Consider the following 25,244-nt stretch of genomic DNA (forward strand, 5'->3'; position numbering starts at 1 on the left):
GACATACCTACCGGTTCCCTACCGAACCCCCCACGCACTCTCGACAGATGAATGTGAGAGGGGTCACCCTGTCATTCATCCACGCGGGGAGGCATGGATGGGCAGGAGCCGCAGAACAATTCCGGAGGAGCTTCTGCTGCTCGCTTTGGACCCGACAACGGGAACCACAGCGCAGCCGCAGTCGCTCGACCTCGGCCTGGCCGGGGCCCAGCTAGTAGAGCTGGCTCTGGCAGGACGGATAGCCCCAGACGGGGATCGTATCGCCGTGGTGATGGCACGGCCGACAGGAGATCCGACTCTGGACTCCGCGCTCGAACTGCTGCGCCGACGCGGCAGTCCGGTGCGCGCGGTCCACTGGATCGGCGGGCCCCGACTGGGGCTGCGCCAGACCTACCTCACGCATCTCGAACGGTGCGGCATGGTCCATGCCGTGGCGGGACAGATGTGCGGAGTACTGCCGACGACGCGCTACCAGGCGACGGAGACGGCCATCAGCCGGGAAATCAGGACCCGGCTGGACAACGCGATCCGCACCGGCGTACCCCCGGACCCGCGGACCGCGGCACTCGCCGCGCTGGCCCATGCGGTCGGACTCGGCAAGCACCTCTACCCGGGCAACGAGGGGCGGTCATCGCGCTCCCGTCTCCGGGATCTGATCCGGCACGACCCTATGGGCGGGCTGGTCGCGCACGCCGTCATGGACGTACAGAACGGTGCCGCGGCGCAACCCCGGCGGTCGCAGGCCGCCGGCGCGGGAGCCGTACGGCAACCCGCGTCCCGTGCCACGGCGGAACCGGCCGGCGCGCCGGGCCAGTCGCGGCACGGCGGCCACAGCAGGATGGCCCGCGTGGGCGCCCGCTGACGCCGTAGAAGCGCCGCACGACGTGCCGTAGGACCCGGCACGCGCCGTGCGACGCCCCGCACCACCGCCGTACGCCCCACGACACGCCGTACGGCGCTCGCACCACGCCGCGACGCGACGCGCGCACCACGGCGCGCTGCGGCGCGCGCACCGCTCGCAGCATCACCACCCGCACCACCGTCCCCACCATCCCGTTCGGGAGCCGCAGCAAGGAGCGCGGGGTGGCGGGCCGGCCGTTCTGGACGACGGCCCGCCCGCCACCCCGCGCACATGCTCGCTCGCCTTCTGTGTGCGTTTCACTGCGCGGTGTGACCTCGGAGTGGCAGTCTGCTGACCAGAAACGACAGCAGTACGGAGCCGGAGGTGCACTTCCCGTGGCGTCCAATGTCAATCCCACCGTCAGGCGACGCCGCTTGGGCCAGGAGCTTCGCAGGCTCCGTGAGCTCAAGGGCATGACGGCGGAAGAGGTGGCCGAGCGGCTGCTGGTCTCACAATCGAAGATCAGCAGACTCGAGAACGGCCGCCGCAGCATCAGTCAGCGCGATGTCCGCGATCTTTGCGGGGTCTACGAGGTCGAGGACCACCGGATAGTCGATTCGCTGATGCAGATGGCGAAGGACTCCCGTCAGCAGGGCTGGTGGCACGCCTTCGGCGACATCCCGTACAGCGTCTACATCGGCCTGGAGACCGAGGCGGCCTCGCTGCGGATCTACGAGTCGCTGCTGGTGCCCGGCCTGCTACAGACCCCCGGCTACGCCGAGGCGGTCATTCCCGGCACGGTCCCCGAGCTGGCGCCGGACCACCTGGAGAAGCGGATCCAGGTACGGATGCGACGCCAGGAGCGGGTCAACGACCCCGAGCGCTCGCTGCGGCTGTGGGTGGTACTGGACGAGAGCGCGCTGCGGCGCGTGGTCGGCAGTCATCTGATCATGCGCGAGCAACTCGACCATCTCGTCGAGATGAGCAATTTGCCGCATGTGACGGTTCAGATTCTTCCCTACGACACGGGCGCGCATGCCGGAATGTCGGGAACGTTCTCCATCCTGGAATTCGACGACGCCTCCGATTCCAGCGTGGTGTACATCGAGGGGGTCACCAGCGACCTCTATCTGGAGAAAACCAATGATGTGCACAAATACACGATCATGTACGAGCATTTGCGCGCACAGGCGCTGAGCGCGGAACAGAGCCGGGAGTTCATCGCCGCCGCGGCGAAATCCCATGCGGACGCGATGGGGTGAGCCCCGGCCACGGAAGAGGATGAGCTCCGACCAGGAAAGAAGGTGGGCTCCGACCAGGGGACAAATAGGGCGGAATGCGAGATTCCGGAAACCGGGTTCGCACGGTACACCTGCGGCCTGTTCCATGAAAAGAGATCAAGGAATATGCCATTCGGACGGGTGAACGGCCTCTGCGGCTAGTGATGTTGGCGCGTAGCGTCGTCACTACCGAATCCGCGGTAACTCAGAGTGAGCTGGAGTGAACATGGCCGTGCAGCCGAATTCCGCATTCTCCTGGACCAAGTCCTCGTACTCCGGTGGCAATGGCGCGTGTGTGGAGATCGCCGTCCCCACCACCGCAGCCATCGCGGTGCGCGACTCCAAGGACCCCGAGGGTCCCCGCCTCACGTTCGACAACTCGTCCTGGAGCCGCTTCGTGTCGGACGTCGCCGACGGCGCGTTCGACGTGGCGTGACCTGACCCCTCACGGTTCGCGCACCCCGCAGATACGAGCCCTCTCGACTGGATCGCCGTCCCGGCCGAGGGGGCTCGGCCATGCCCGCGTGCCCACGCGCCGTGAGCACACCTCAGCGCAATTCGGCCACGTACCGGTCCGTGCCGGGCACGGTCGGCAGGAACGGCGCCACCAGCTCCACCCGCCCCAGCCCCGACTCCGCGACCTCCTCCCCCAGTCCGGCGAAGTGCGCGGCCCAGCCCTCGCGCGGGTCCTGCTGAAGGAACCACAGCAGCGTCAGCCGGGTGTCGACGCCCTCGACCTGCTTCACGTACGCCATCCGGTCCCCCGGCAGCGGAGTGGGCCGGAAGACCGTGACCATCGCCGCCGGCGAACCCGCCAGCCGCCGCGGCAGATGCCGGGCGCGCAGCCACTCCAGCAGTGCGGCCCGCCCCTCCGCGCCGTCCGCGTCGATCACCTCCAGCACCAACCCCGCGTACGGGTGGTCCAGCGCATGGAAGTCCCGGGGACCCGCCGCACCGTCGCGGTAGACCGTCGCCACATGGTCCTGGAAGGCCGTGAAGACATGCGTGCGGTCCTGATAGACCCGGCCGTCCCGGTTGAGGCGCTTGTTGATGCCGACGGTCCACTTCATGTGCTCGTCGTAGCGGCCTTCGGTCAGCCAGTACGTGGAGAGGTAGCAGCCGGCCGTGACCGGCTGGGCGACGGCGGACTCCTCCGGGTAGCGCAGCAACTGCAGCTCGCGGGTGGCGACCCAGCGGCGGCCCGCGAACATCCAGGGCATCGCCATCGCGCCGGCGATGTAGTGATCGTCCTCGTACCAGCGGTTGTAGGCGTACTCGTGGCCCGGATGCGGTTCGACCATGGTGATCAGCGCATGGCCGGGGCGCACCCCGTAGGGGCCGACGGCGGCCAGCTCGGCGTAGGTGGCAGCCCGGGTGTCGACGGAGGCCGCGGCCGCGGCCTCCGGAGCCCCCTCGCCGTCTGCGGCCGTATCTGCGGTCGTGTCTGTGGTCATGACAGACAGGTGTAGCTGACACACCATCAGAAGGGGAGGGGTGCGCCGCGCACAGAAGAGGGAGGTGTGCCGCGCGCGTTCACCATGCGGGCACCGCTGCACACCGCCTCCCGCCGCACCTAAGATGCCTGGCGTCTGCAGCTAACGACGGTTAATCGCAGACCTGAGCGATGGGAGCCGCCATGCCGGACGCGATCCTTGCCGATGCCCGCACCCCCGTCCCCGAGCTGGCCGCGCGCGCGGCGCGTACCGGCAGCTCGCCGGTACGCGACATCCTGGCGCTCACCGCCCGGCCCGAGGTCATCTCGTTCGCCGGCGGGCTGCCCGCGCCCGAGCTGTTCGACGCGGCGGGGATAGCCGACGCCTTCCGGCAGGTGCTGACCGAACAACCGCGGCGGGCGCTGCAGTACTCCACCAGCGAGGGGGATCCGGCGCTGCGCGCGGCCGTCGCGGCCCGCTACACCGCACGCGGGCTGCCCACGGACGCCGCCGACCTGCTGGTGACCACCGGCTCCCAGCAGGGGCTGTCGCTGCTGGCCACCACCTTGCTGGAGCCCGGTGACGTGGTGCTGGTCGAGGACCCCTGCTACCTCGCGGCGCTGCAGATCTTCTCGCTCGCCGGTGCCCGGGTGGTGCCGGTGCCGACCGACGACGAGGGGCTGGACCCGGCCGCGCTCGACGAGATCGCCGCGCGCGAGCGGCCCAAGCTGCTCTACGTCATCCCCACCTTCCAGAACCCGACCGGCCGCACCCTGCCGGCCGAACGACGGGCCGCGGTCGCCGAGGTCGCCGCCCGCCGCGGCCTGTGGATCGCCGAGGACGACCCGTACGGGGAGCTGCGCTTCGAGGGCGAGGCGATGCCGTGGGTGGCGTCCTTCCCCGGGGCCGAGGACCGTACGGCACTTCTGGGCTCGTTCTCCAAGGTGATGGCGCCCGGGCTGCGGCTGGGCACGCTGCGGGTACCGGCCGCGCTGCGGCGCGCCTGCGTCATCGCCAAACAGGCCGCCGATCTGCACACCTCGACCGTCGACCAGGCGGCCGCGGCGCGGTACTTGGCGGTCGCGGACCTGGACGCCCATCTGGCGCGGGTGCGCGGCGCCTACCGCGAGCGGCGGGACGCCCTGGTCGACGGGCTGGCCGCGGCGCTCCCCGAGGGATCACGATGGAATCGCCCCGCGGGCGGCATGTTCGTCTGGGCGACGCTGTGCGAGGGCTACGACGCCACGGCCCTGCTGCCCGAGGTCGTACGGCACGACGTCGCCTATGTCCCCGGGGCGCCGTTCTTCGCGGGCACCCCGGACGCCACGGCCGTCCGGCTGTCGTTCGTGACGCACTCCCCGGAGGAGATTCGCGAGGGCCTGGACCGGCTGCGGACGGCGCTGGAGGGCGCACACCGCAACGGGTGAGCCCAGTAGGGCCGGCCGGAGCCCGGTGAGCGCGCGCTATGGCCTTTCCGGGCCCCCGCCCCTACCCTGACGCACCGTCAGGAGCGCGCTGGGCGGCCCGGCCGGGAGGCGGACATGCTGCTGCGGAACAAGACCGTCGTCGTCTCGGGCGTCGGGGCCGGACTCGGCCATCAGGTCGCGGCGGCCTGTGTGCGAGACGGCGCCTCGGTCGTGCTGGGGGCCCGCACGGAGGCCCATCTCGCCAAGTCGGCGGCGCGGATCGACCCTTCGGGCGGGCGTACGGCCTGGCGGGCCACCGATATCGGCGACGAGGCGCAGTGCGAGGCGCTGGCCGCGCTCGCCGTGGAGCGGTTCGGCGGCATCGACGCGGTGATCCATGTCGCCGCGCTGGACTCGCTCTTCGGCGGCCTGCGCGAGGCCGACTTCGACTCCTGGCGCGGCGTCGTGGACGTCAACCTCTTCGGCACGCTGCGGATGACCCGGGCCTGCCTGCCGTCGCTCACGGCACGCGGCGGCGGGTCGGTGGTGATGATCGGCACCCAGTCGTCGGTCGCCGCACCTTCACAGGTGCAGCAGGCGGCGTATGCGGCGTCCAAGGGCGGGCTGGTCTCGGCGATGTACTCGCTGGCGCGGGAGCTGGGCCCGGACCGGATTCGGGTCAACACCGTGCAGCCGGGCTGGATGTGGGGCCCGCCCGTCGAGGCGTACGTACGGTTCCAGGCGCACGGTGAAGGCGTCCCGGAGTCCGAGGTGCTCGCCCGGCTCACCGAGCGGATGGCGCTGCCCGAGCTGGCGACGGACGCGGACGTGGCGGAGACCGCGGTCTTCCTGGCCTCCGACCGGGCGCGCGCCATCACGGGCCAGTCGCTGCTGGTCAACGCGGGCGAGTTGATGCGGTAGCCCCGGCTCACGTCCCTCTTCCCTCCCTCTTCCCTCCCCTGTTCACCTGCGCCCTCGCGTCCGCCTCGGCCCATGGCGGCCGCACGGGACCCCGCTCCCGTGCGGCTGCTGCGTCACGGCCGACGGAGCCCGGCGAAGTGTGTTCATCGTGGGTCGGCGGCACGGCCCGGACAACGGCTTGATTGGTCAAGGGAGCACAAAATCGTTCGCTTCACTGATCGCAGTTCACACTCATGACCTGAGAAGCCTTGACCGGCCTGCTCGACTGACGGTTCAATCCCCGAAGTCCCCCTTCCCGCACGGGGGCATCACGCCCCACAGGACGTCACGGCGAAGTGATTCCTGATGCGGAACGTCATCCGCACGTTCACAAGGCGGACCCCTGGAGGGGGCATGAACAGTCTCGACTGGGCCGTGCTCATCGGCTACTTCGGCGTCATGGTGGCGATCGGGGTGTGGTCGCACAAGCGGGTGGACGATGTCGGCGACTTCTTCACCGCGGGCGGCAGGAGGCCGTGGTGGCTGTCCGGCATCTCCCACCACATGTCCGGCTACAGCGCCGTGATGTTCACCGGGTACGCGGGTATCGCCTACCAATACGGCGTCACCTCCTACGTCACCTGGTCCTTCCCCATCGCGATCGGCATCGCCATCGGGGCGCAGCTGTTCGCCGGGCGGCTCAACCGGCTGCGGTCGCGGCTCGGTGTCGCCTCCCCCCTGGAGTACCTCAAGAGCCGCTACAACCTGCCGACGCAGCAGGCGCTGGCCTGGTCCGGGGTGCTGCTGAAGATCGTGGACGTGGGCGCCAAGTGGGCCGCGATCGCCACCCTGCTGTCCGTCTTCACCGGCATCTCGCTCAACCAGGGCATTCTCCTCACGGGCCTGATCACCGGTGTCTACTGCACGGTCGGCGGCCTGTGGGCGGACGCGCTGACCGAACTGGGCCAGTTCGTCATCCAGTTGCTGGCCGGTGTGGCGATGCTGGTCACCGTCATGGGCGAACTGGGCGGCGTCAGCGCGCTGTGGACTGTGTGGGACAGGCTGCCGGACAGCCACACCGAGCCGACCGTCGGCCCGTACACCCTGACCTTCCTGCTCGCCTACCTCTTCATCAAGACCTTCGAGTACAGCGGCGGCATGTGGAACCAGGCCCAACGCTTCATGGCCACCAACAGCGCCCGGCAGGCCAGGCGTTCGGCCCGACTGTCGGCCGCGCTGTGGTTCGTCTGGCCCGCGGTGCTGTTCTTCCCCATGTGGGTCGCGCCGCTGCTGGTCAGGGCCGAGAAGCCGGACGCCTCCGACGCGTACGCCCTGCTGACCGAACGGCTGCTGCCGCACGGTCTGCTGGGCCTGGTCGTCGTCGGCTTCTTCTCCCACACGATGGCCATGTGCTCCTCGGACGCCAACGCCATCTCCGCGGTGTTCACCCGCGACATCGCACCGGCGCTCTCGGCGAAGGCGCGCGGCTGGTCGCACCGGGCCGGGCTGCTGGCCGCGCGGCTGTCGACGATCGCCTTCCTGGGCCTGTCGATGGCGATCGCGACCCAGGTCGACTCGCCCACGTTCAAGGACATCATCACCGTCGTCATCAAGTGGGTGGCGGGCCTGGTCGGCCCGATCTCCATCCCGTTCCTGCTCGGCATGGTGCCGACGTTCCGCAGGTCCGGGCCCACGGCGGCGCTGGGGTCCTGGGCGGCCGGCCTGTTCGCCTTCTGGCTGACCAACTATGGGCTGAGCGGCGTCCAGTTGCAGATCCAGATCGTCTCGCCGGTCGCCACCTCGCTCGTGCTCTTCGTCGTGATCGGCCTCGTACGGCCGCAGGACACGGCGGAGCGGGATGCGGTGCTGGCGCGGATCAACTCCGGGGACGATGACGACGACGGTGGCGGGGTGGGCGCCGCGGGGGCGAGGGTGGTCCCCGCGCAGGGAGACGGTGGGCCTGGTGGGCTTCCGGCGCGGGGAGACGGTACGGGCGAGGTGCCGGACGCGGGACTCAGGTCACCGTGACGGTGGCCAGTAACGCGCTCCCGGCGAACACCTCCACCCAGAAGTAGAACCATGACGGGTACCAGGATTCCGGCGGTTCGACGAGGCGGGCCACGAGCCGTCCGCCGACCCTCCCCAGCATCGCGACGGCGACCGCGAGCACCGCGCCGCGCCGCAGCGGATCCGCCGGTTCGACGGCCGACCAACCGAGCAGCCCGGCCATCGCCAGCCCGAACCCGCCGTAGACGGACCGGACTTCGGTACGGGCCGTGGCCCCTTCCAGGGCGATGCCGAACGGGCGCAGCACCCGGGCGGGGGCGGCCAGCCCGCCCAGCCCCATCACGAGGAAGAAGAGCGCGAAGACGATCTGCACGGCGGTCAACGTAGGGGACATGCCCGGGCTGAGGGCCAGGGGGGCGCGGGGGCCGATGGGGGCACGGGGCCGATGGGGGCGTGAGGGGCGGTGGGGGCGTGAGGGGCGATGGGGGCGTGAGGGGCGGTGGGGGTGTGAAGGCCGATGGGGGCGTGAGAGGAATCGTCATGTCGGCCATGAACGGCATCCTGGCCGCGGCGGCCGCGGAAGCGGGCTTCGCCGTCCGTCCCACCTGAGCAGCACGTTTCACGCCACGTTCGGGATCCGGCCGAGCCGGTTGCTGGGCGCCGGGTGCGTCATCGTCGACGAGGAGGCGCGGGTGGGTGAGAGGTAGGTGGGTGAGGGGAAGGCGGGTGAGGAGAAGGCGGGTGGCTCAGGCCCGTGGGTAACGGGCGAGCCACCCCGGTGACGAACCGGCCGGACCGTGCAGCGCGGCGCCCTGCGTCATCTCCATGGAGAAGTCGTCGGCCAGCTGCAGGATCGTCTCCCGGCCCTCCAGCTCGACCAGCCACACCGGCGGCAGCGCCGTCTCGCCGTGCAGTGTGCCCAGCAGATTGCCGCAGATGGCGCCGGTGGAGTCGCTGTCGCCGCTGTGGTTGACGGCGAGCAGCAGGCCGTGCCGGATGTCCTCGGCGACCAGCGCGCAGTACACGGCGATCGACAGCGCCTCCTCGGCCGTCCAGCCCTCGCCCAGCGACTCCACCCGGGCGGGAGTCGGCATGCCCTGCCGTACGGCGCCGAGCGCGCGTTTGAGGGCGTCGGTGGTCTCCTCGTGGCCGGGGCGGGTGGCAAGGTGCGCCAGGGCCTTCTGCACGGCGCTGTCGAGGTCCTCGCCGCGGGCGAGCGAGTGGCTGATGACCGCGAGCGCGCCGGCCGCCAGATAGCCGGTGGGGTGGCCGTGCGTCTGCGCCGCGCACTCGACGGCGAGCTGGAAGACCAGCTGCGGCTCCCAGCCGACCAGCAGCCCGAACGGCGCGGAGCGCATCACCGCGCCGCAGCCCTTCGAATCGGGGTTCTTGGGCTTCTCGAGCGTGCCCATCACCTCGTCGCCGAGCCCGGACAGGCAGGCCCTCCCGGGGGCGCGGCGGGAGTAGAGCCACTCCTCGCGGGCGAGCCAGCCGTCGTCCTTCCTGCGCTCGTCCGGGCCCCAGTCGTGCTGGGTGGCGGCCCAGCGCAGGTAGGCGCGGTGTACGTCGGTGGGCGGGTGCCAGGCGCCGGTGTCACGGCGCACCTGCGCCCGGATCAGCCCGTCGACGGTGAACAGGGTCATCTGTGTGTCGTCGGTGACCGCGCCGCGCCGCCCGAAGGCGGGCACAAGATCCGTCACGCCGTCCTGGCCGTGTGCCTCGCGTATCGCGTCGAGCGACTGGAATTCGATCCCGGCGCCGAGGGCATCGCCTATGGCGCCGCCGAGCAGACAGCCGCGTACCCGGCTGCGGAAGTCCTGCTGTTCCGCGCGGCCCCAGATGGCGCCGCCGCCTCCCGCTGCGCTCATGGCGACACCTCGCTCCGCTCGGCCTCGCATTCGCGCGGCGCGCACCCCTGAATCGCATGCTCGCTGCGCTCGCTCACTGCGCCCTCCCGAAGCTCACTACGTGCCGGGGCCTTGTGGGGCCCCTGGCGCAGCACTGTAATCGACCAGGATTGATCAATTTCAGGCCAGGTGAGTATGCGAACAGTCACTGGCTAGGAGGCTTTTGGGCGGTACGGTCCGGATAGGGAGGGCGCGACGACATGCACCGTTCGCCACCGCCCTGCTACTGCCCGTGCCCTCGATTCGTGCCCGTGCCCGTGGCCGGGCTCCTGCCTTCTGCCTTCTGCCTTCTGCCTTCTGCCTTCTGCCTTCTGCCTTCTGCCTTCTGCCTTCTGCCTTCTGCCTTCTGCCTTCTGCCTTCTGGAGAATCGCATGACCCAGCGGTGCGCCGTACTCGACGACTACCAGGGCGTCGCCCTCACCATGGCCGACTGGTCCCCCCTGGCCGGCGCCGTGGACGTCCGTACGCTGCGGGAACCGTTCCGCTCCGAGGACGACGTGGTCGCGGCGATCGGTGACTGCGAGATCGTCGTCGCGATGCGCGAGCGCACCCCGTTCCCCGCCTCGCTCCTCGCGCGGCTGCCCCGCCTCCGGCTGCTGATCACCTCCGGGATGCGCAACGCCGCCATCGATCTGGAAGCCGCCACCCGGCACGGCGTCACCGTCTGCGGCACGGCCAGCAACACCGAACCGCCCGTCGAACTGACCTGGGCGCTGATCCTCGGCCTGGCCCGCAGCCTCGTCACCGAGAACACCGCGATGCGCGCCGGCGGCCCCTGGCAGAGCACGCTCGGCGCCGACCTGCACGGTCGTACGCTCGGACTGCTCGGTCTGGGCAAGATCGGCACCCGGGTCGCCCGGATCGGACAGGCCTTCGGCATGGACGTCGTGGCCTGGAGCCAGAACCTGACCGCTAAGCGCGCCGGGGAGGCGGGCGTACGCTTCGCCGCCACCAAGGAAGAACTGCTGGAAACCAGCGACTACGTCTCCGTCCACCTCGTCCTCAGCGACCGCACCCGCGGCCTGCTCGGCGCGGACGAACTCCGCCGGATACGGCCCACCGGCTACCTCATCAACACCTCCCGTGCCGCCATCGTCGACCAGCCCGCACTGCTCCAGGCACTGCGCGAGAACTGGTTCGCCGGCGCCGGCCTGGACGTCTACGACCACGAGCCACTGCCCGCCGACCACCCCCTGCGCACCCTCCCGAACGTCCTCTCCCTCCCCCACCTCGGCTATGTCACCCGCCGCAACTACGAGGGCTACTTCCAGCAGGCCGTCGAGGACATCACCGCCTTCCTGCACGGCAGCCCGATCCGGCAACTGGGCTGACGGAGCCGCCCGACCAAGCGGCGATGAGCGGCCACGAGCGGACACGGGCGGCTCCGGCACCACCCCGCGCCGGCCCCGGCCCGGCTCCTCCCCCCCGCCCCCGCCTCCCTTCCGCCGCCCGATACCTCCTCGCCCTCTGGCCGTCCTGATGCCTTCCTTCGCCGCCTGGACGTCCTGACGCCTCCCCTCGCCGTCGTGACGCCTCCCGTCGGCGTCCCATGCCTCGCCGCCGGGCCGCTCATCCATTCGATGATGGCGAGGGCGCCCGCTGGGCATGCTCTCCCCATGTCCGAGTACGAGTGGGATCGCACCACGATGGCTGTCGTCGCCTCCGCGCTCTCCGGAGACAGCGACGGCGCGGTGGAACTCCTTCGGCCGCTCCCTCAGCGCGATGTCTGCCACATCGCGGTACGGCTCGCCGCCATGGCCGCCGACGCGTTGATCGTCGCCGCCCAGGACAGCGGAGGCGACCGCGAGGAGGCCCTGTCGCAGTGGCAGCAGTGCATCCTCCAGCACGAGGCCGAGTACGAAGGCGAGTGACGCGGGGGCCGCCCCGCTCAGGAGTAGCTCGGCCGCACGGCTCGGGCATGGCGCGGGCCGCCGCCCCAGGAGCGACTCGGGCCGTATCGCCCAGGCATGGTGCGGGCTGCCGCCTCGCCTCGCCGGGTCGAAGGCGGCCCCTGTCGCTCAGCCGGGTCGTCCCACCGCGGTTGCCATCCCATGTATCAGCGCCTCGCGTATCGCCTCCAGCCGCTCGGCGTCCGCCCCCGGAAGCCGAGCCAGCTCACGCACCCCCAACTCGGTTTCGGCTATGGGCTCCCAAGCACCACCATCCAGCAGCTCCGCTACGGCTCCTTCGGCACCCGTCCAGTCCCCAAGAGCGCAGCGACTGACGACCGCCACGGCAGCCGCACCCATGAACCGGTTCAGCGCATACAGATCGCTGCCGTTCGGATTGCTGTCGTTCGGATTGCTGTCGTTCAGCCCGTTGCTGTTCAGATCGCTGCCGTTGGGCTCGGGGGCGGGGCGTATCCCGTCGGACCGCAAGTCTTCCCAGGCGGACGCCGACCCGGCTGCGCCCACCCCGCTCAGCGTCCCGGCCAACAGCGCCGCTTCGTAGCGAACCATCGGGCCGGCGTGCGCACCGGCCGACTGCGTCGCCGCGCCGACCGCCTCCTGTGCCTCCTCCAGGCGTCCGAGGCGGCGTAGGCAGCCGGCCTTGAGGGCCAGGAGTGCCTCGGTCGGCCCGGCCACGACGAGCGCCCGATCGACGTCGGCCAAGGCACGGAGATCGTCGCCGAGCAGGAGATGGACCTTGCCGCGTTGGACGAAGGCGGAGGCACCGCCGGGCGGCCGTTCCGCGCCGAGTTCGATGATCCGGTCGAAGTCCGCCAGCGCTTCCGCCAGTCGCCCCGTGAGCAGGTTGGCTCTCCCCCGGGCCGCGCACCGAGCGACCTCACGGGCCATATGGGCCCAGCCGTAGGCCGGGTCGACGCCGAGGGCCCGTTCGGCCTCCACGAGCGCCTGCTCGTAACGCTGTATTTCCAGGTAGGTGTTGCAGCGCTCCCCCCATATCCAGGGGTCATCAGGCTGGAGTTCGGCCGCGCGCCCGAAGGCGGTCAGCGCTTCCTCGTAGCGGCCCATCACGCGCAGGGTGAGGCCGCGGCGAGCGTAGGCCCACACGTAGTGGGGATTGATCGCCAGGGCGCGGTCGAACTCCGCGAGGGCTAGGGCGTACTGCCCCATGTCCCGGTAGGTCGCACCGCGCTCGGCCATCGCCCAGGCGTACTCCGCGTTGATTTCGATGGCGCGCTCCAGGCCCGCCAGTGCCTCCTCATGGCGCCCGAGGCGGCGATGGCAGACGGCGCGACTGGCGATGGTGAAGGCGTGCCGGGGCCGGCCGGCCAGGGCGCGGTCGAATTCGGTGACGGCTTGCTCGAAGCGGCCCATGAGGCGGTAGACCTCACCGAGCTGGGAGGCGGCGTCCACCGAGTCCGGGTCGATGTCCAGGGCACGGGCGTAGTCCTCGGCAGCTCGCTCGAAGGAACGCATGTAACGATGCGTCAGCCCTCGGCCGAGCAGCGCGGGTACGTTGTGCGGCGCCAGCTCCAGGCAGCGGTCGAAGTCGGCGAACGCCTGCGGCCAGGCTTCGGACTTGCGGTACTCCCGGCCCCGGATCCGGTGAATACGGGCCTGCTCGGCCACCTCCAGGCCGGGCCGGGCGAGCAGCGCGGTGAGCACCGCGATGAGGCCGTCCTCGTCTTCGGTGAGTGCGGCGACCAGTCGATCACCCCATGCCCGGGTCTCGGCCGCGCCCGCATCCTCTCCGGCCTGACGCAGGCTGTCCGCCGCTCTGCGCACGACGGGCCGCTCGTGCTCGGCCGCATCCAAGATGGCGGCCAGTGCCTGGGGCAGAGCCTGCTGTGGATCCGCGCAGAGCAGGTGATAGGTCTCCCGCAGTCGGTACTCCACCCAGCGTTCGTCGGTCCAGGACCGCTCCGGGTCGGCGTCGACGGCGCGTTCCGTACGGCGGCGCCGGGCGGCCTCGGCGAGACGGCGATGCCGGGCCGTCCAGGTCTGCGGTGATCGGCGCCGCTGGAGGCGCAGCATCGCCGTACGCACCACCTCGTGGTACTGCCACCGCCCGGCCCGGTCGGCGACGAAGGGCAGTCCGCACAGCCAGCCGAACTGCTCGGCGGCGTCCGTGTCCACCGCCGCCCGGAAGATGTCCTCGTCCAGATGGCGTGGCAGGGCGGCCGCCAGTGCCGCCTCCCGGCGGATCGGGTCCGTCTCCCACTTCAAGAAGCGCTCGACGGCCGTGTCGCTGGGATCGTCGACGGCCTCGGCCGCACGCGGGCGGTTCTCGGCGAGGGTGGAGACCAGTACCGGCAGTCCGCCGGACAGCCGGAGGATCACCTCGACGATGCGCTCGTCGACGATGCCCCTTGTCGCCAGGAACTGCCGCGCCTCAGCCTCGGTGAAGGCGTCCAGCGGCAGTTCCGCCACACAGTCGAGGTAGTCGGCCCAGCATCGGCGGTCCAAGGATGTCTGTCCGGCCAGCGTCACCACCACGTTGGGAGCCAGCGGGCCGTACCGGTCGGTGACCAGGACGTCGCGCAGCCAGACGTCCAGCAGTGGCCCGGTCCGTTCGTAGGTGTCGAAGAAGAGGGCGAGCCAGGGCATCTCGTCGGCGACGGCGCTCACTTCACGAACGAAGACCGGGGTCAGAACCTCCAGCGGCGACATCACCAGCTGGACATCGTCGTGGTTGCGCAGCCGGGCGCTGAGCAGACCGCGCAGCCGTTCCGCGCCGCGGGCCACCTGGCGGGCGTCCAGGGATCCGGTGACGGTTCCGACGCCGGGCACCAGATTGAGGGTGGTCAGACCGGCCTGGGCCGCGATCAGGCTGCCTGGCGAGGGGCCGGGCTCCTGCGCATCGCCCGGCTCCACCGCCCCGGGCGGCCCCTCCTGCGCGGCCACGGCCGCCGCTTCGACCTCGTGCCGTCGCTGCCGGTAGGTCGCGAACAGCTTGTCGAACGCCTTCAAGGGGCTGCCCTGCGCGGCGAGCTGGCTGCTCACGGCGGCCATCGCCTCGGGCACGCCGTGCACCGCTTCATCGATGTACGCGGTCGGCGCGCCCCGCTCGCGCACGGTGTTCTCGAACTGCCGGATCAGGGAGGTCTTGCCGACGCCCGCCTGACCGTGCACATGGAACAGGAACTGGAACGCCGGGTCCTCCACCGCCCGTGCGAAATTGTCGCGAAAGGCCGCGATCTCGCCCTGCCGCCCGACGAAACCCTCCCGCCGTCGCAGCCGGATCAACTCCTGCCGCGACATCCTGCTGCGGTCCACGCCTCCCCCCTCCGCGTCAGCGTCTGCCGGTCCTGACGGCCTTTGCCGCCCTGCTCACGCAGATTAGCCTTCGGCGGAGTCGAGCGTCGGGGGCTGTGGATAACTCCGAGCGGGGCGGCGTCCTGTCGGTCCGCCACCGGCATGTGACCTGGTCAACTCACGGTGGAGGCAACCAAGTTCGCCGCGCGCGTGGAGTGCGCGCGGAGTGCGCATGGAGGCTGGCGAGTTCGTCGGGAGCGTCGGGAGCGTCGACTTCTTCGGCTTGGTCGGCCTGGTCGGCCTCGTCGACGTCGTCAGCCTCAGTCCACCGTCTGCTCCACCCCTACTCCACCACCGGCAGCAGCTCCGGCAGATGGCCGTCCGACGCGAGGGCCGCGCGGTGACGTTCCTGCGGCACTGGGCCGTAGGTCGTCGTGCGGGGGCGGGCGGGGCGGCCGGCCTGGTCGGCGATGGCGATCAGATCCTGGATGGAACGGTAGGAGCCGTAACTCGATCCCGCCATCCGGGAGATGGTCTCCTCCATCAGGGTGCCGCCCAGGTCGTTGGCGCCCGAGCGGAGCATCTCGGCGGCGCCGTCCGCGCCGAGCTTGACCCAACTGGTCTGGATGTTGGTGATGTGCGGGTGGAGCAGGAGACGGGCCATGGCCGTCACCGCGCGGTTGTCGCGGGTGGTGGGGCCGGGACGGGCGATACCGGCGAGGTAGACGGGGGCGTTGGTGTGGATGAAGGGAAGGGTGACGAATTCGGTGAAACCACCGACGTTGTGGGACAGCGCGGACTGCTGGATCTCGGCCAGCAGGCGGAGGTGGCCGAGCCAGTGCCGCGGCTGGTCGACATGGCCGTACATCATCGTCGACGACGAGCGGATGCCCAGCTCATGGGCGGTTTTGACGACCTCGACCCAGGTGGCGGTGGGCAGCTTGCCCTTGGTGAGGATCCAGCGGACCTCGTCGTCGAGGATCTCGGCGGCCGTCCCGGGGATGCTGTCCAGGCCGGCGGCCTTGGCTTCGGTGAGCCACTCGCGGAGGGACATGCCGGTGCGCGTCGCGCCGTTGACGACCTCCATGGGCGAGAAGGCGTGCACATGCATGCCCGGGACGCGCTCCTTGACGGCTCGGGCGATGTCGAAGTACGCCGTACCGGGCAGGTCGGGGTGGATGCCGCCCTGCATACAGACCTCCACCGCACCCACGTCCCAGGCCTGCTGGGCGCGGTCGGCGACCTGGGAGAGGGAGAGCGTGTAGGCGTCGGCGTCCGTACGGCGCTGGGCGAAGGCGCAGAAGCGGCAGCCGGTGTAGCAGACGTTGGTGAAGTTGATGTTCCTGGTGACGATGTAGGTGACATCGTCGCCAACCGTTGCGCGGCGCAGCTCGTCGGCGATCTTGCAGAGGGCGTCCAGCGCCGGCCCGTCGGCGTGCAGCAGTGCCAGCGCCTCCGGGTCGGTCAGCTTGGTGGGATCGTCGGCGGCCTGCGACAGGGCCTGCCGTACGTCGGCGTCGATCCGCTCCGGCGCCATCCCCGGGGCGGCGGCCTCACGCAGCACCTCCCAGTCGCCGTAGACCTCGTCGAAGTCATCGCGGCGGTCGGTGGTGCGGCCGTCGGTGTCGATGGTGCGGTGCAGGTCCGTGCGGCCCGTGGAGTGCATCGCGAAGCCCTCGTCGGGCTCCTGCCAGGGGCGGCCGACCACCGGGGCGTCCTCGACGGCCAGTCCCGTCTCCGGGTCGACGAGGGCCCGCACATGGGGCAGCAGGCGGGGGTCGAGCCAGGGTTCGCCGCGCTGGATGAACTCCGGGTAGATGGGGAGCCGTTCGCGCAGCTCGAAGCCGGCGGTGGCGCAGCGCTCGGTCAGCTCCTCGATCTGCGGCCAGGGGCGCTCGGGGTTGACGTGGTCGAGGGTCAGCGGGGAGACGCCGCCCCAGTCGTCGATCCCGGCGTCGATGAGCAGCGCGTATTCGCCGTCGACCAGATTGGGCGGGGCCTGGAGACGGGTCGAGGGGCCCATGATGTGCCGGGCCACCGCGATCGTCGCGGCCAGCTCCTCCAGTTCGGCGTCTGGCATGCCGCGCATCGCCGTGTCCGGCTTGGCGCGGAAGTTCTGCATGATCAGTTCCTGGATGCCGTGGTACGCGCGCTGGATGCGGCGCAGCGCGAAGAGGGACTCGGCTCGCTCCTCGTAGGTCTCGCCGATACCGATCAACAGCCCGCTGGTGAAGGGAACGTTGGAGCGGCCGGCGTCCTCCAGGACACGCAACCGGACGGCGGGCTCCTTGTCAGGCGATCCGTGGTGCGGACCGCCGGGCTCGCTCCACAGGCGCTCGGCGGTCGTCTCCAGCATCATCCCCAGCGACGGGGCCACCGGCTTGAGGCGCTGGAAGTCCGTCCAGGACATCACCCCGGGGTTGAGGTGCGGCAGCAGTCCGGTCTCCTCCAGGACGCGGATGGCCATGGCGCGGAGGTACGAGATCGTGTCGTCGTAGCCATGCGCCTCCAGCCATTCACGGGCCTCCGGCCAGCGGTCCTCGGGCTTGTCCCCCAGGGTGAACAGGGCTTCCTTGCAGCCCATTTCCGCGCCGCGGCGCGCGATGTCCAGCACCTCGTCGGGCGACATGAACATTCCGTGGCCGTCACGGCGCAGCTTGCCGGGGACGGTGACGAAGGTGCAGTAGTGGCACTTGTCCCGGCACAGGCGCGTCAGGGGGATGAAGACACCGCGCGAGTACGTGATGACGCCGGGGCGGCCCGCGGCCTCCAGGCCGGCGTCCCGCACCCGGGCCGCGGAGGCGCACAGGTCCTTGAGGTCCTCGCCGCGAGCCTGCAGCAGCACCGCGGCCTCGCCGACGTCCAGCGTCACGCCGTCGCGGGCCCGCTTCAGCGCGCGGCGCATCGCATTCGCGGTGGGGCGGCCCTGGGTGGACCCGGCGCTCGTCCCTTGGTCGGTCACCTGGTCGGATGCCTGGTCAGGTCCCTGCGCGCTGGTAGTCATTCCCCGAGCATACGAGCGCCCGCCGACAGCGCCCCAGCCGGAGACAGGGGTGGCCGGTGTGCCACTGATCACTGCGGACGGAGGTTATGTCCGCGCCCAAAGCGGGCAATTCCCCGGCGGCGGTTCCCGGCATGCCTACATGCTGGCCAGCAGCTCGTCGGAGTACGTCCGGGTCAGGAACTCCATGTTGTGACCATCGGGGTCGTTGATGTAGACGCCGCGGCCGCCGTCCAGGGTGTTGATCTCCTGGGGCTTGTGGTGCAGAGGATCGGCCCAGTAGGGCAGTTCGCGCGCCTGTATGCGGCCCAGGATCGCGTCGAACTCGTCCTCGGTGACCAGGAACGCGTAGTGCGTGGGGACGAACTCACCGCTGCCGGCGAGATGCTCGGCGTAATCGAGGGCCACCCCGTTGTCCAGCTTGAGGGCGGCGAAGGGTCCGAACGACTTTGGCTCGGGCACTCCCAGCAGATCGGCGAGGAAGCGGGCGGAGGCGAAGCGGTCGGTGCTCTGCACGATCGTGTGGTCGAGGCGAGGCATCTGGGATCTCCTTGATCTTTGTGGTCCGGTGACCGGCGGCGCCCCGTGAGCCCCTGGATCGGCTCGGGCCGCCGGTCTCGGGGACCGGTGATCGATCTCCTGCGGACCGTGGATCTGCGGGTCCTTCACCTTCGACGGTACGACCGCGGGGCCGGGCGCGGATCGGTCTGCGGTACCGGCCGGGCCGGTACCGGGCCGTACGCCGATGGTCCTAGGGCAGGCCGAGGCCCCCGCTCTCCCCCGGGCACGTGCCTCGGCCCACTCACCCGTTACCCACCCCGCACGGCGCGCTCCTGAACGTCACGGGTGCTGCTCGCGGCGGCTTCCCGGTGCGCTACCGGTCACAGGTACCGCGCGAACTCGTCCAGCGTCCGCAGCACCTCCGTCTCCTCGGCGGCGGGCAGTTGCAGGACCACTTCCCGCAGGCCCAGGTCGCGGTAGTGGGCCAGCTTTCCGGCCGACGGCCGCACTCCGTACGGCACCACCAGCGGCTCGCCCGGGCGCCCCGCGTCCGACCAGGCCTGCCGCAGTACCGGAAGGGTCTCGGTCAGCCCTCGGCCGCCGATCGGCAGCCAGCCGTCCGCGTACTCGGCGATCTGCCCGAAGAGCTTGGGGCCGGCCGCGCCGCCGAGCAGTGTGCGCGGCGCGCCGTGCACCGGCTTGGGGTAGGCCAGGGACGCCCGTACGGACCCGAATTCCCCCTTGTAGGCCGTTGGTTCGTCCGCCCACAGGGCGCGCATCAATGCCATCCGGTCGCGGGTCAGCTCTCGCCGGGTCGACCACTCCACCCCGTGGTCGGCGGCCTCCTCGACGTTCCAGCCGTAGCCGATGCCGAGCGTGAAGCGGCCCTCGGAGAGGAAGTCCAGGGTCGCGATCTGCTTGGCGAGGTCGACCGGGTCGTGCTGCGTGACGAGGGTGATGCCGGTGCCCAGGGCGAGGCGCTCGGTGACAGCAGCGGCTTGCCCCAGGGCGATGAACGGGTCGAGGGTGCGGCCGTATTCGCGGGGCAGCGGCTCGCCCATGGGCGCGGGGGTTTCGCGGCTGGCGGGGATGTGCGTGTGTTCGGGGAGGTAGAGGCCGGCGAATCCGCGCTGCTCCAGCTCACGGGCGAGCCGGTCCGGCCTGATCGTCTCGTCGGTCAGGAAGATCGTGGTCGCGATCTGCATCTGTGGACACCTCCGTCAGGCGTGTGGGTGACGGCATGTTGCCTCAGCGCCCGACAGTTATCCACAGGCCTTTCCCTCCGCGTCACAGCCGCGTACAACAGTTTTCACGCGGTGCGACGAACCGACCGCGCAGCGGTACGAGACCGCTGGACACGAGACGGCACGAGACGACGCGGGGGGCGGGTATGGAACGACGCGATGTTCTGAGACTTTCGGCGGTTGCGGGCGCGACGGGCGCGCTTACGCTCGGACGTGTGAGCTTCGCCGACGCGGAGCCGGCGGCCGGGCACCCCGGTGGCGGGCCGGGCGAGCAGACCCGCCGGGTCACCGGCCATCTGCCGACAGGCGCTCCGGACTTCGTCTATCTGCCGGTCGACGTGCCGCGCGGGGTAAGGGAGATCGCCGTCTCCTACCGCTACGACAAGCCGCCTGTGCCGGAGGGCACGGCGGGCAACGCCTGCGACATCGGCATCTTCGACGAGCGGGGTACGGAGCTGGGCGGCCCCGGCTTCCGCGGCTGGTCGGGCGGCGCGCGTTCGGAGTTCTTCCTGCGGGCCGACGAGGCCACCCCGGGGTACCTCCCCGGCCCCGTCAACGCCGGCACCTGGCACCTCGCCCTCGGCCCGTACACGGTCGCTCCGCAGGGGCTGTCCTACGACGTCACGATCACCCTGCGGTACGGCCCGCGGGGGCACACCCCGGCGCCCGTCTACCCGCCCGAGCGTGCCCGGGGCCGCGGACGCGCCTGGTATCGCGGCGACGGCCATCTGCACTCGGTCCACTCCGACGGCAAGCGCAAACCCGCCGAGATCGCGGCGCTGGCCCGCGCCGCCGGCCTGGACTTCATCAACACCTCCGAACACAACACCACCTCCGCGCACCGCGCCTGGGAGGGCCTGTGGGGCGACGACCTGCTGATCATGACCGGCGAGGAGGTGACCACCCGCAACGGGCATGTGGTGGCGATGGGCACCGACCCCGAGGCCTTCGTCGACTGGCGCTACCGGGCGCGCGACAACGCCTTCGGGAAGTTCGCGCGTGCCATCCGTCGGGCCGGGGGGCTGGTCATCCCGGCGCATCCGCACGCCACATGCATCGGCTGCAACTGGAAGTTCGGGCTGAACGAAGCGGACGCGGTGGAGGTCTGGAACGGCCCGTACACCCCCGATGACGAGGTCACCCTCGCCGAGTGGGACAACACACTGGTCGCGCACGCCCAGGGCCGCGCCGACTGGCTGCCGGCCGTCGGCCACAGCGACGCCCACCGCGACCCGGACGTCGTCGGTCTGCCGCAGACCGTGGTGCTCGCCGACGATCTCTCCCGCCGCGCCCTGCAGGACGGCATACGGGCGGGCCGGGTCTGGATCGCCGAATCCTCGAAGGTCGACCTGGCCTTCTCCGTCACCGGCGAGCGCGGCGAACACGCCGGAATCGGCGAGCGCCTGGAGGTCTCCCGCACGACGCGGGTCACCGCACGGCTGAAGGTCTCCGGCACCCCCGGCTGCACGGTCTCCTTCGTCACCGACCAGGGCCGGCTGTACGCGACCCCGCTTCCGCCGTCCGGCGAGGCCACCGTCACCTGGCAGACCACCCCGGACTACGCCGCCTATATACGCCCGGAAGTCCGCCACCCACCGACCACAGTGGGCCTCCCGGGCCCGATGGCGGCCATGACCAACCCGGTCTTCCTGGGACGGCGAGAGGCCTGAGGAATGTGGGATGTCTGAGGCGGTGCAGGCGCTGAGGTGAGGCCTGTGTCGGGGGGGTGGCCCGGGCATCGGAGGTGAGGCAGGTGTCGGAGGCGGCCCAGGCATCGGCGGTGGGCAGGTATTTGAGGCGGCACGAGCGCCGGAGGTTAGGCCGGTGTCCGAGGTGGCGCGGGCTCCGGAGCTGCGGCCGGTATCTGAGGCAGCGCTAGCGCCGGAGGTGAGGCAGGTGCCTAAAGCGGCCCGGGCATCGGAGGGGGGCGGCCGGTGTCTGGGGCAACACGAGCGCCCGACGCCGTGACGCCCCGCGGCCCGCGCCCCGGAGCCCCCCGCGGCCCCGCCGGCCCCACACCCCGACGGCCACACCCCACGGCCCCGCCCCGACCGCCCCGCTCCGCCTCACCGCCTCACCGCCTCACCGCCTCACCGCCTCACCCCGGCCACACGATCGCCTGCAGCTCGCTGTACGCATGCAGCGCATACGAGCCCACGTCCCGCCCCACCCCGCTCCTCTTGAACCCGCCGAACGGCGCCTCCATGTTCCGGCCGATCGTGTTCACCCCGACCCCGCCGGCCCGCAGCCGCCGGGCCACCCGGAAGGCGCGGGCCACATCGCCCGACCAGACGTAGTCGATCAGGCCGTAGTCGCTGTCGTTGGCCAGGGCCACCCCTTCGTCCTCCTCGTCGAAGGGAAGGACCACGACGACCGGGCCGAAGATCTCCTCCTGCACCACGCGCATCTCGCGGGTGCAGTCGGCGAGGAGCGTCGGGGCCACATAGAACCCCTTCTCCTGCGCGGGCCGCTCACCGCCCGCGACCAGGCGGGCGCCCTCCTTCCGGCCCAGTTCCCCGTACGCCTCGACCCGGTCCCGGTGCGCGGCCGAGATCACCGGCCCGACGACCGTGCCCGGCTCCCTCGGATCGCCGACCTTGAGGTGGCCGATGTACCGCGCGAGCCCGTCCACCAGCGCGTCGTACACACCCCGCTGCGCGATCACCCGGGTCGGCGCCGTACAGATCTGCCCGCTGTAGAAGGAGAAGGTCGTGCCGATGCCCCGGACGGCCGACTCCAGATCCGCATCGTCGAAGACCACCGCCGCGCCCTTGCCGCCCAGCTCCATGAGCTGGCGCTTCATGCCCCGCCCGCAGACCTCGCCGATGCGCTGCCCGACCGCCGTGGAGCCGGTGAAGCTGACCATGTCCACGTCCGGCGAGTCGACGGCCGCCTCACCGACCTCCACCGACGCGCCGCTCACCACGTTCACCACACCCGGCGGCGCGCCCGCCTCCGCCAGCGCGGCCGCCATCCGGTACACCGACAGGGGATCCTGCGGGGCGGGCTTGACCACGACCGTGTTGCCCATGGCGAGGGCCGGGGCCACCTTGCCCGCCGGATTCGCCCAGGGGTTGTTGTAGGAGGTGATGCAGGTGACGACGCCGACCGGCTGGCGCAGCGCGAGCGCTCCGATCACCGCCGCCCCGCCCATCGGCCCGGCCTCGTTGATCTGCGGCACGAGGGCCTGCTCGACCGGCTCCAAGGCTCCCTTGGCGTAGCGGCGGAAGCGCGCCACCGCCACCCCGACCTGCATGCCCCGCGCGGTCGCGGTCGTCGCGCCGCTCTCGGCCTGCGCCAGCTCGGCGTTCGCGGCGAAGTCGCGCTGGATGACGTCCGCGGCCCGGTCGAGAATCGCAGCGCGCTCCTCCGGCCGGGTGCGGGACCAGGCCGCGAAGGCCTCGCGCGCCGCCGTGGCCGCCTCGTGCACCTGCGCCCGGGACGCCTCCGGCGCGCGCCCGACGACCGACTCGCGCGCCGGATCGATCACCTCGTAATGCCCGCCGGCCGGTTCGACCCACTCACCACCGATGAACAACTTCCCGTCCACAACCGTCACTTGGCACCCCCGGCCGTCACTTGGTGCTCCCCTGTCGCCACTTGGCGCCCCCGGCCCTCACTTGGTGCCCCCCCTGTCGCCACTTGGCGCCCCCGGGCGTCACTTGGTGCCCCCCTGTCGCCACTTGGCGCCCCCGGCCCTCACTTGGTGCTCCCCTGTCGCCGCTTGGCTCTCGCCGGACGTCACTTGGTGCCCCCGGTGGCCACCAGGCGCTCGCCCGCCGTCACTGGGTGGCCACCGTCATGGTGTCCCGCCCCGACCGCAGCACCCTGCCCGGCACGGCGCCGGTCACCGCGTCGTCACGGATCACCTCGACGCCGTTGACCCATACCGCGTTGACGCCGATCGCCGCGGAGTCCAGACGGGGGCTGTCGCCCGGCAGGTCGTGCACGAGCGTCGCCTTGCCCGCGTCGATGGTCTCCGGGTCGAAGAGCACCAGATCGGCGTGCCAGCCTTCCTGGACGCGTCCTCGCTCCCGCAGGCCGAAGAGCCGCGCGGGGTCGTCGGTGAGCATCTTCACGGCCTGCTCCAGGCCGACCAGCTTGCGGCCGCGCAGGCAGTCGCCGAGGAACCGGGTCGTGTACGGGGCCCCGCACATCCGGTCCAGGTGCGCGCCCGCGTCCGAGCCGCCCAGCAGTACGTCCTCGTGCTGCCAGGTCTCGGCGCGCAGGGCCCAGGATTCCGGGTCGTTGTCGGTCGGCATGGGCCACAGCACCGTGCGGAGCCGGTCGTTGGCGCAGATCTCCACCAGGCAGGCGAACGGTTCCTGTCCGCGCTCGGCGGCGATGTCCCGCACGACCCGTCCCGTCAGGCCCTCGTTGACCTCGCTGTACGTGTCGCCGATGACGTAGCGGCCGAAGTCGGCGAGCCGCCGGAAGACGCCGGCCTCCTTGCTGGCCGCGCGCCGCAGCATCTCGGCGCGCACGTCCGCGTCGCGCAGCCTGGCGATCCGCTCGTCGACCGGCAGCCCGAGGATCTCGCCCCAGCCGGGGAGCAGGTTCAGGGCGCAGAAGGTGCCCAGCGACATGTTCATCGGCGTCAGGATCGGCATCGTCAGCGCCACGATCCGGCCGCCGGCCTTCCGGGCCCGCTCGCCGGCCGCGAGCTGGCGGGGCACGCGTTCGGGGACGGCGGCGTCGATCGTGAGGACGTTCCAGTTCAGGGGCCGCCCGGCCGCCGCGCTCATCTCCACGAACAGCTCGATCTCCGCGTCGCTGAACTGGTCGAGGCAGCCGGCCACGATGGCTTCCAGCTGCGTGCCCTCGTGCTCGGCGACGGCCCGCGACAGGGCGAGCAGCTCGGCCGGCTTCGCGTGCCGGGACGCGACCGGCTCGCCGTCGCCGTCGGAGTGGGTGGAGGACTGGGTGGTGGACAGCCCCCATGCCCCCGCCTCCATCGCCTCGTGGAAGAGGGCGAGCATCTGCGCCATCTGCTGCTCGCTCGGCTGTCCGCCCACCGCGTCCGCGCCCATGACATAGCGGCGCAGCGCGCAATGCCCCACCATGAAGCCCGCGTTGACGGCGATCCGCCCCTCCAGCGCGTCCAGGTACTCCCCGAACGAGCTCCAGTTCCAGGGCGCGCCCTCCTCCAGCGCCACCAGGGACATGCCCTCCACCTTGGACATCATCCGGCGGGTGTAGTCGGCGTCCTCGGGCCGCGCGGGGTTCAGCGGGGCCAGGGTGAAGCCGCAGTTGCCGCCCGCGACGGTGGTCACGCCGTGGTTGAGCGAGGGCGTGGCATAGGGGTCCCAGAAGAGCTGGGCGTCGTAGTGGGTGTGCGGGTCGACGAACCCGGGCGCGAGGATCCGGCCGTGGGCGTCCTCGCTCGTCGCGGCTTCCTCGCGCACCGTCCCGGGCCCGGCGACGACGGCGATGCGCCCGTCGCGTATCCCGACGTCGGCGACGTACCCGGGCGCGCCCGTCCCGTCCACGACGGTCGCGCCCTTGATCAGGTGGTCGAGCATGGCGGCGGTGCCTCCCCTTCGGTTGCCTAGCCCTTCTGT

General features: G+C 71.3%; 18 protein-coding genes. 9 read left to right on the plus strand and 9 right to left on the minus strand.

The annotated features are described in order from the left end of the window. Positions 1–97 precede the first annotated feature (97 nt). The 3 genes from ACZ5XZ_RS18640 (at position 98) to ACZ5XZ_RS18650 (ending at position 2,557) form a co-directional block, all read left to right on the plus strand. On the plus strand, positions 98–862 hold the full coding sequence (locus ACZ5XZ_RS18640) for a GOLPH3/VPS74 family protein (RefSeq protein WP_468979239.1): 765 nt from the start codon (positions 98–100) through the stop codon (positions 860–862). A gap of 374 nt (positions 863–1,236) precedes the next feature. Further along, positions 1,237–2,103 (plus strand): helix-turn-helix domain-containing protein, encoded by an 867-nt coding sequence (locus ACZ5XZ_RS18645; protein WP_384430221.1) that lies wholly within the window; start codon positions 1,237–1,239, stop codon positions 2,101–2,103. Positions 2,104–2,347: 244 nt separating this feature from the next. After that, positions 2,348–2,557 (plus strand): DUF397 domain-containing protein, encoded by a 210-nt coding sequence (locus ACZ5XZ_RS18650; RefSeq protein WP_384430218.1) that lies wholly within the window; start codon positions 2,348–2,350, stop codon positions 2,555–2,557. Between the two features lie 112 nt (positions 2,558–2,669). Here ACZ5XZ_RS18650 and ACZ5XZ_RS18655 read toward each other — a convergent pair whose 3' ends face one another. Further along, the gene (locus ACZ5XZ_RS18655) at positions 2,670–3,575 is read right to left on the minus strand and encodes a hypothetical protein (protein WP_468979243.1); all 906 of its coding nucleotides are present in this window, start codon (positions 3,573–3,575) and stop codon (positions 2,670–2,672) included. 182 nt (positions 3,576–3,757) lie between these two features. Here ACZ5XZ_RS18655 and ACZ5XZ_RS18660 point away from each other — a divergent pair, with 182 nt between their 5' ends. The 3 genes from ACZ5XZ_RS18660 to ACZ5XZ_RS18670 all read left to right on the plus strand — a co-directional run bounded on the left by ACZ5XZ_RS18660 (position 3,758) and on the right by ACZ5XZ_RS18670 (position 7,888). Next, complete coding sequence (locus ACZ5XZ_RS18660) at positions 3,758–4,981, plus strand: aminotransferase-like domain-containing protein (protein ID WP_468979245.1); 1,224 nt, start codon at positions 3,758–3,760, stop codon at positions 4,979–4,981. Positions 4,982–5,095: 114 nt separating this feature from the next. Continuing rightward, on the plus strand, positions 5,096–5,881 hold the full coding sequence (locus tag ACZ5XZ_RS18665) for an SDR family oxidoreductase (protein WP_468979248.1): 786 nt from the start codon (positions 5,096–5,098) through the stop codon (positions 5,879–5,881). A gap of 393 nt (positions 5,882–6,274) precedes the next feature. Then, positions 6,275–7,888 carry a sodium:solute symporter family protein gene (locus ACZ5XZ_RS18670; protein WP_468979250.1) on the plus strand — a complete coding sequence of 538 codons (1,614 nt, stop codon included), beginning with the start codon at positions 6,275–6,277 and terminating at the stop codon, positions 7,886–7,888. Here the strand turns inward: ACZ5XZ_RS18670 and ACZ5XZ_RS18675 are convergent. Continuing rightward, positions 7,875–8,240, minus strand: coding sequence for a DUF4345 domain-containing protein (locus tag ACZ5XZ_RS18675; protein ID WP_468979252.1), 366 nt, complete (start codon positions 8,238–8,240; stop codon positions 7,875–7,877). The genes ACZ5XZ_RS18670 and ACZ5XZ_RS18675 overlap by 14 nt on opposite strands. 373 nt (positions 8,241–8,613) lie before the next feature. Beyond that, positions 8,614–9,735 carry an ADP-ribosylglycohydrolase family protein gene (locus tag ACZ5XZ_RS18680; RefSeq protein ID WP_468979254.1) on the minus strand — a complete coding sequence of 374 codons (1,122 nt, stop codon included), beginning with the start codon at positions 9,733–9,735 and terminating at the stop codon, positions 8,614–8,616. A gap of 411 nt (positions 9,736–10,146) precedes the next feature. On the opposite strand from ACZ5XZ_RS18680, the gene ACZ5XZ_RS18685 reads away from it, so the two are divergent. Together ACZ5XZ_RS18685 and ACZ5XZ_RS18690 are read left to right on the plus strand one after the other, a co-directional pair. Then, positions 10,147–11,106 carry a D-2-hydroxyacid dehydrogenase family protein gene (locus tag ACZ5XZ_RS18685; protein WP_468979257.1) on the plus strand — a complete coding sequence of 320 codons (960 nt, stop codon included), beginning with the start codon at positions 10,147–10,149 and terminating at the stop codon, positions 11,104–11,106. 285 nt (positions 11,107–11,391) lie between these two features. Then, positions 11,392–11,646, plus strand: a complete 255-nt coding sequence (locus ACZ5XZ_RS18690; RefSeq protein ID WP_033271241.1) for a hypothetical protein — start codon at positions 11,392–11,394, stop codon at positions 11,644–11,646. Between the two features lie 147 nt (positions 11,647–11,793). On the opposite strand, the gene ACZ5XZ_RS18695 is transcribed toward ACZ5XZ_RS18690, so the two are convergent. The 4 genes from ACZ5XZ_RS18695 to ACZ5XZ_RS18710 form a co-directional block, all read right to left on the minus strand. Further along, positions 11,794–14,958, minus strand: a complete 3,165-nt coding sequence (locus ACZ5XZ_RS18695; protein WP_468979260.1) for a tetratricopeptide repeat protein — start codon at positions 14,956–14,958, stop codon at positions 11,794–11,796. A 322-nt stretch (positions 14,959–15,280) separates the two neighbouring features. Next, positions 15,281–17,941, minus strand: a complete 2,661-nt coding sequence (locus ACZ5XZ_RS18700; protein WP_468979263.1) for a bifunctional FO biosynthesis protein CofGH — start codon at positions 17,939–17,941, stop codon at positions 15,281–15,283. A 135-nt stretch (positions 17,942–18,076) separates the two neighbouring features. Continuing rightward, positions 18,077–18,478, minus strand: a complete 402-nt coding sequence (locus ACZ5XZ_RS18705; RefSeq protein WP_468979265.1) for a VOC family protein — start codon at positions 18,476–18,478, stop codon at positions 18,077–18,079. Positions 18,479–18,819: 341 nt separating this feature from the next. Beyond that, complete coding sequence (locus tag ACZ5XZ_RS18710) at positions 18,820–19,644, minus strand: TIGR03619 family F420-dependent LLM class oxidoreductase (RefSeq protein ID WP_468979267.1); 825 nt, start codon at positions 19,642–19,644, stop codon at positions 18,820–18,822. Positions 19,645–19,829: 185 nt separating this feature from the next. On the opposite strand from ACZ5XZ_RS18710, the gene ACZ5XZ_RS18715 reads away from it, so the two are divergent. Next, entirely contained in the window at positions 19,830–21,353 is a 1,524-nt protein-coding gene (locus tag ACZ5XZ_RS18715; RefSeq protein WP_468979270.1) for a CehA/McbA family metallohydrolase, read from the plus strand. 428 nt (positions 21,354–21,781) lie between these two features. Here the strand turns inward: ACZ5XZ_RS18715 and ACZ5XZ_RS18720 are convergent, their stop codons facing one another. Then, complete coding sequence (locus tag ACZ5XZ_RS18720) at positions 21,782–23,242, minus strand: aldehyde dehydrogenase family protein (protein WP_468979272.1); 1,461 nt, start codon at positions 23,240–23,242, stop codon at positions 21,782–21,784. Between the two features lie 223 nt (positions 23,243–23,465). Beyond that, positions 23,466–25,205: an N-acyl-D-amino-acid deacylase family protein gene (locus ACZ5XZ_RS18725; protein ID WP_468979273.1), complete on the minus strand. Its 1,740-nt coding sequence runs from the start codon at positions 25,203–25,205 to the stop codon at positions 23,466–23,468. Positions 25,206–25,244: the final 39 nt, after the last annotated feature.

Source organism: Streptomyces sp. NPDC033270 (assembly GCF_055576575.1).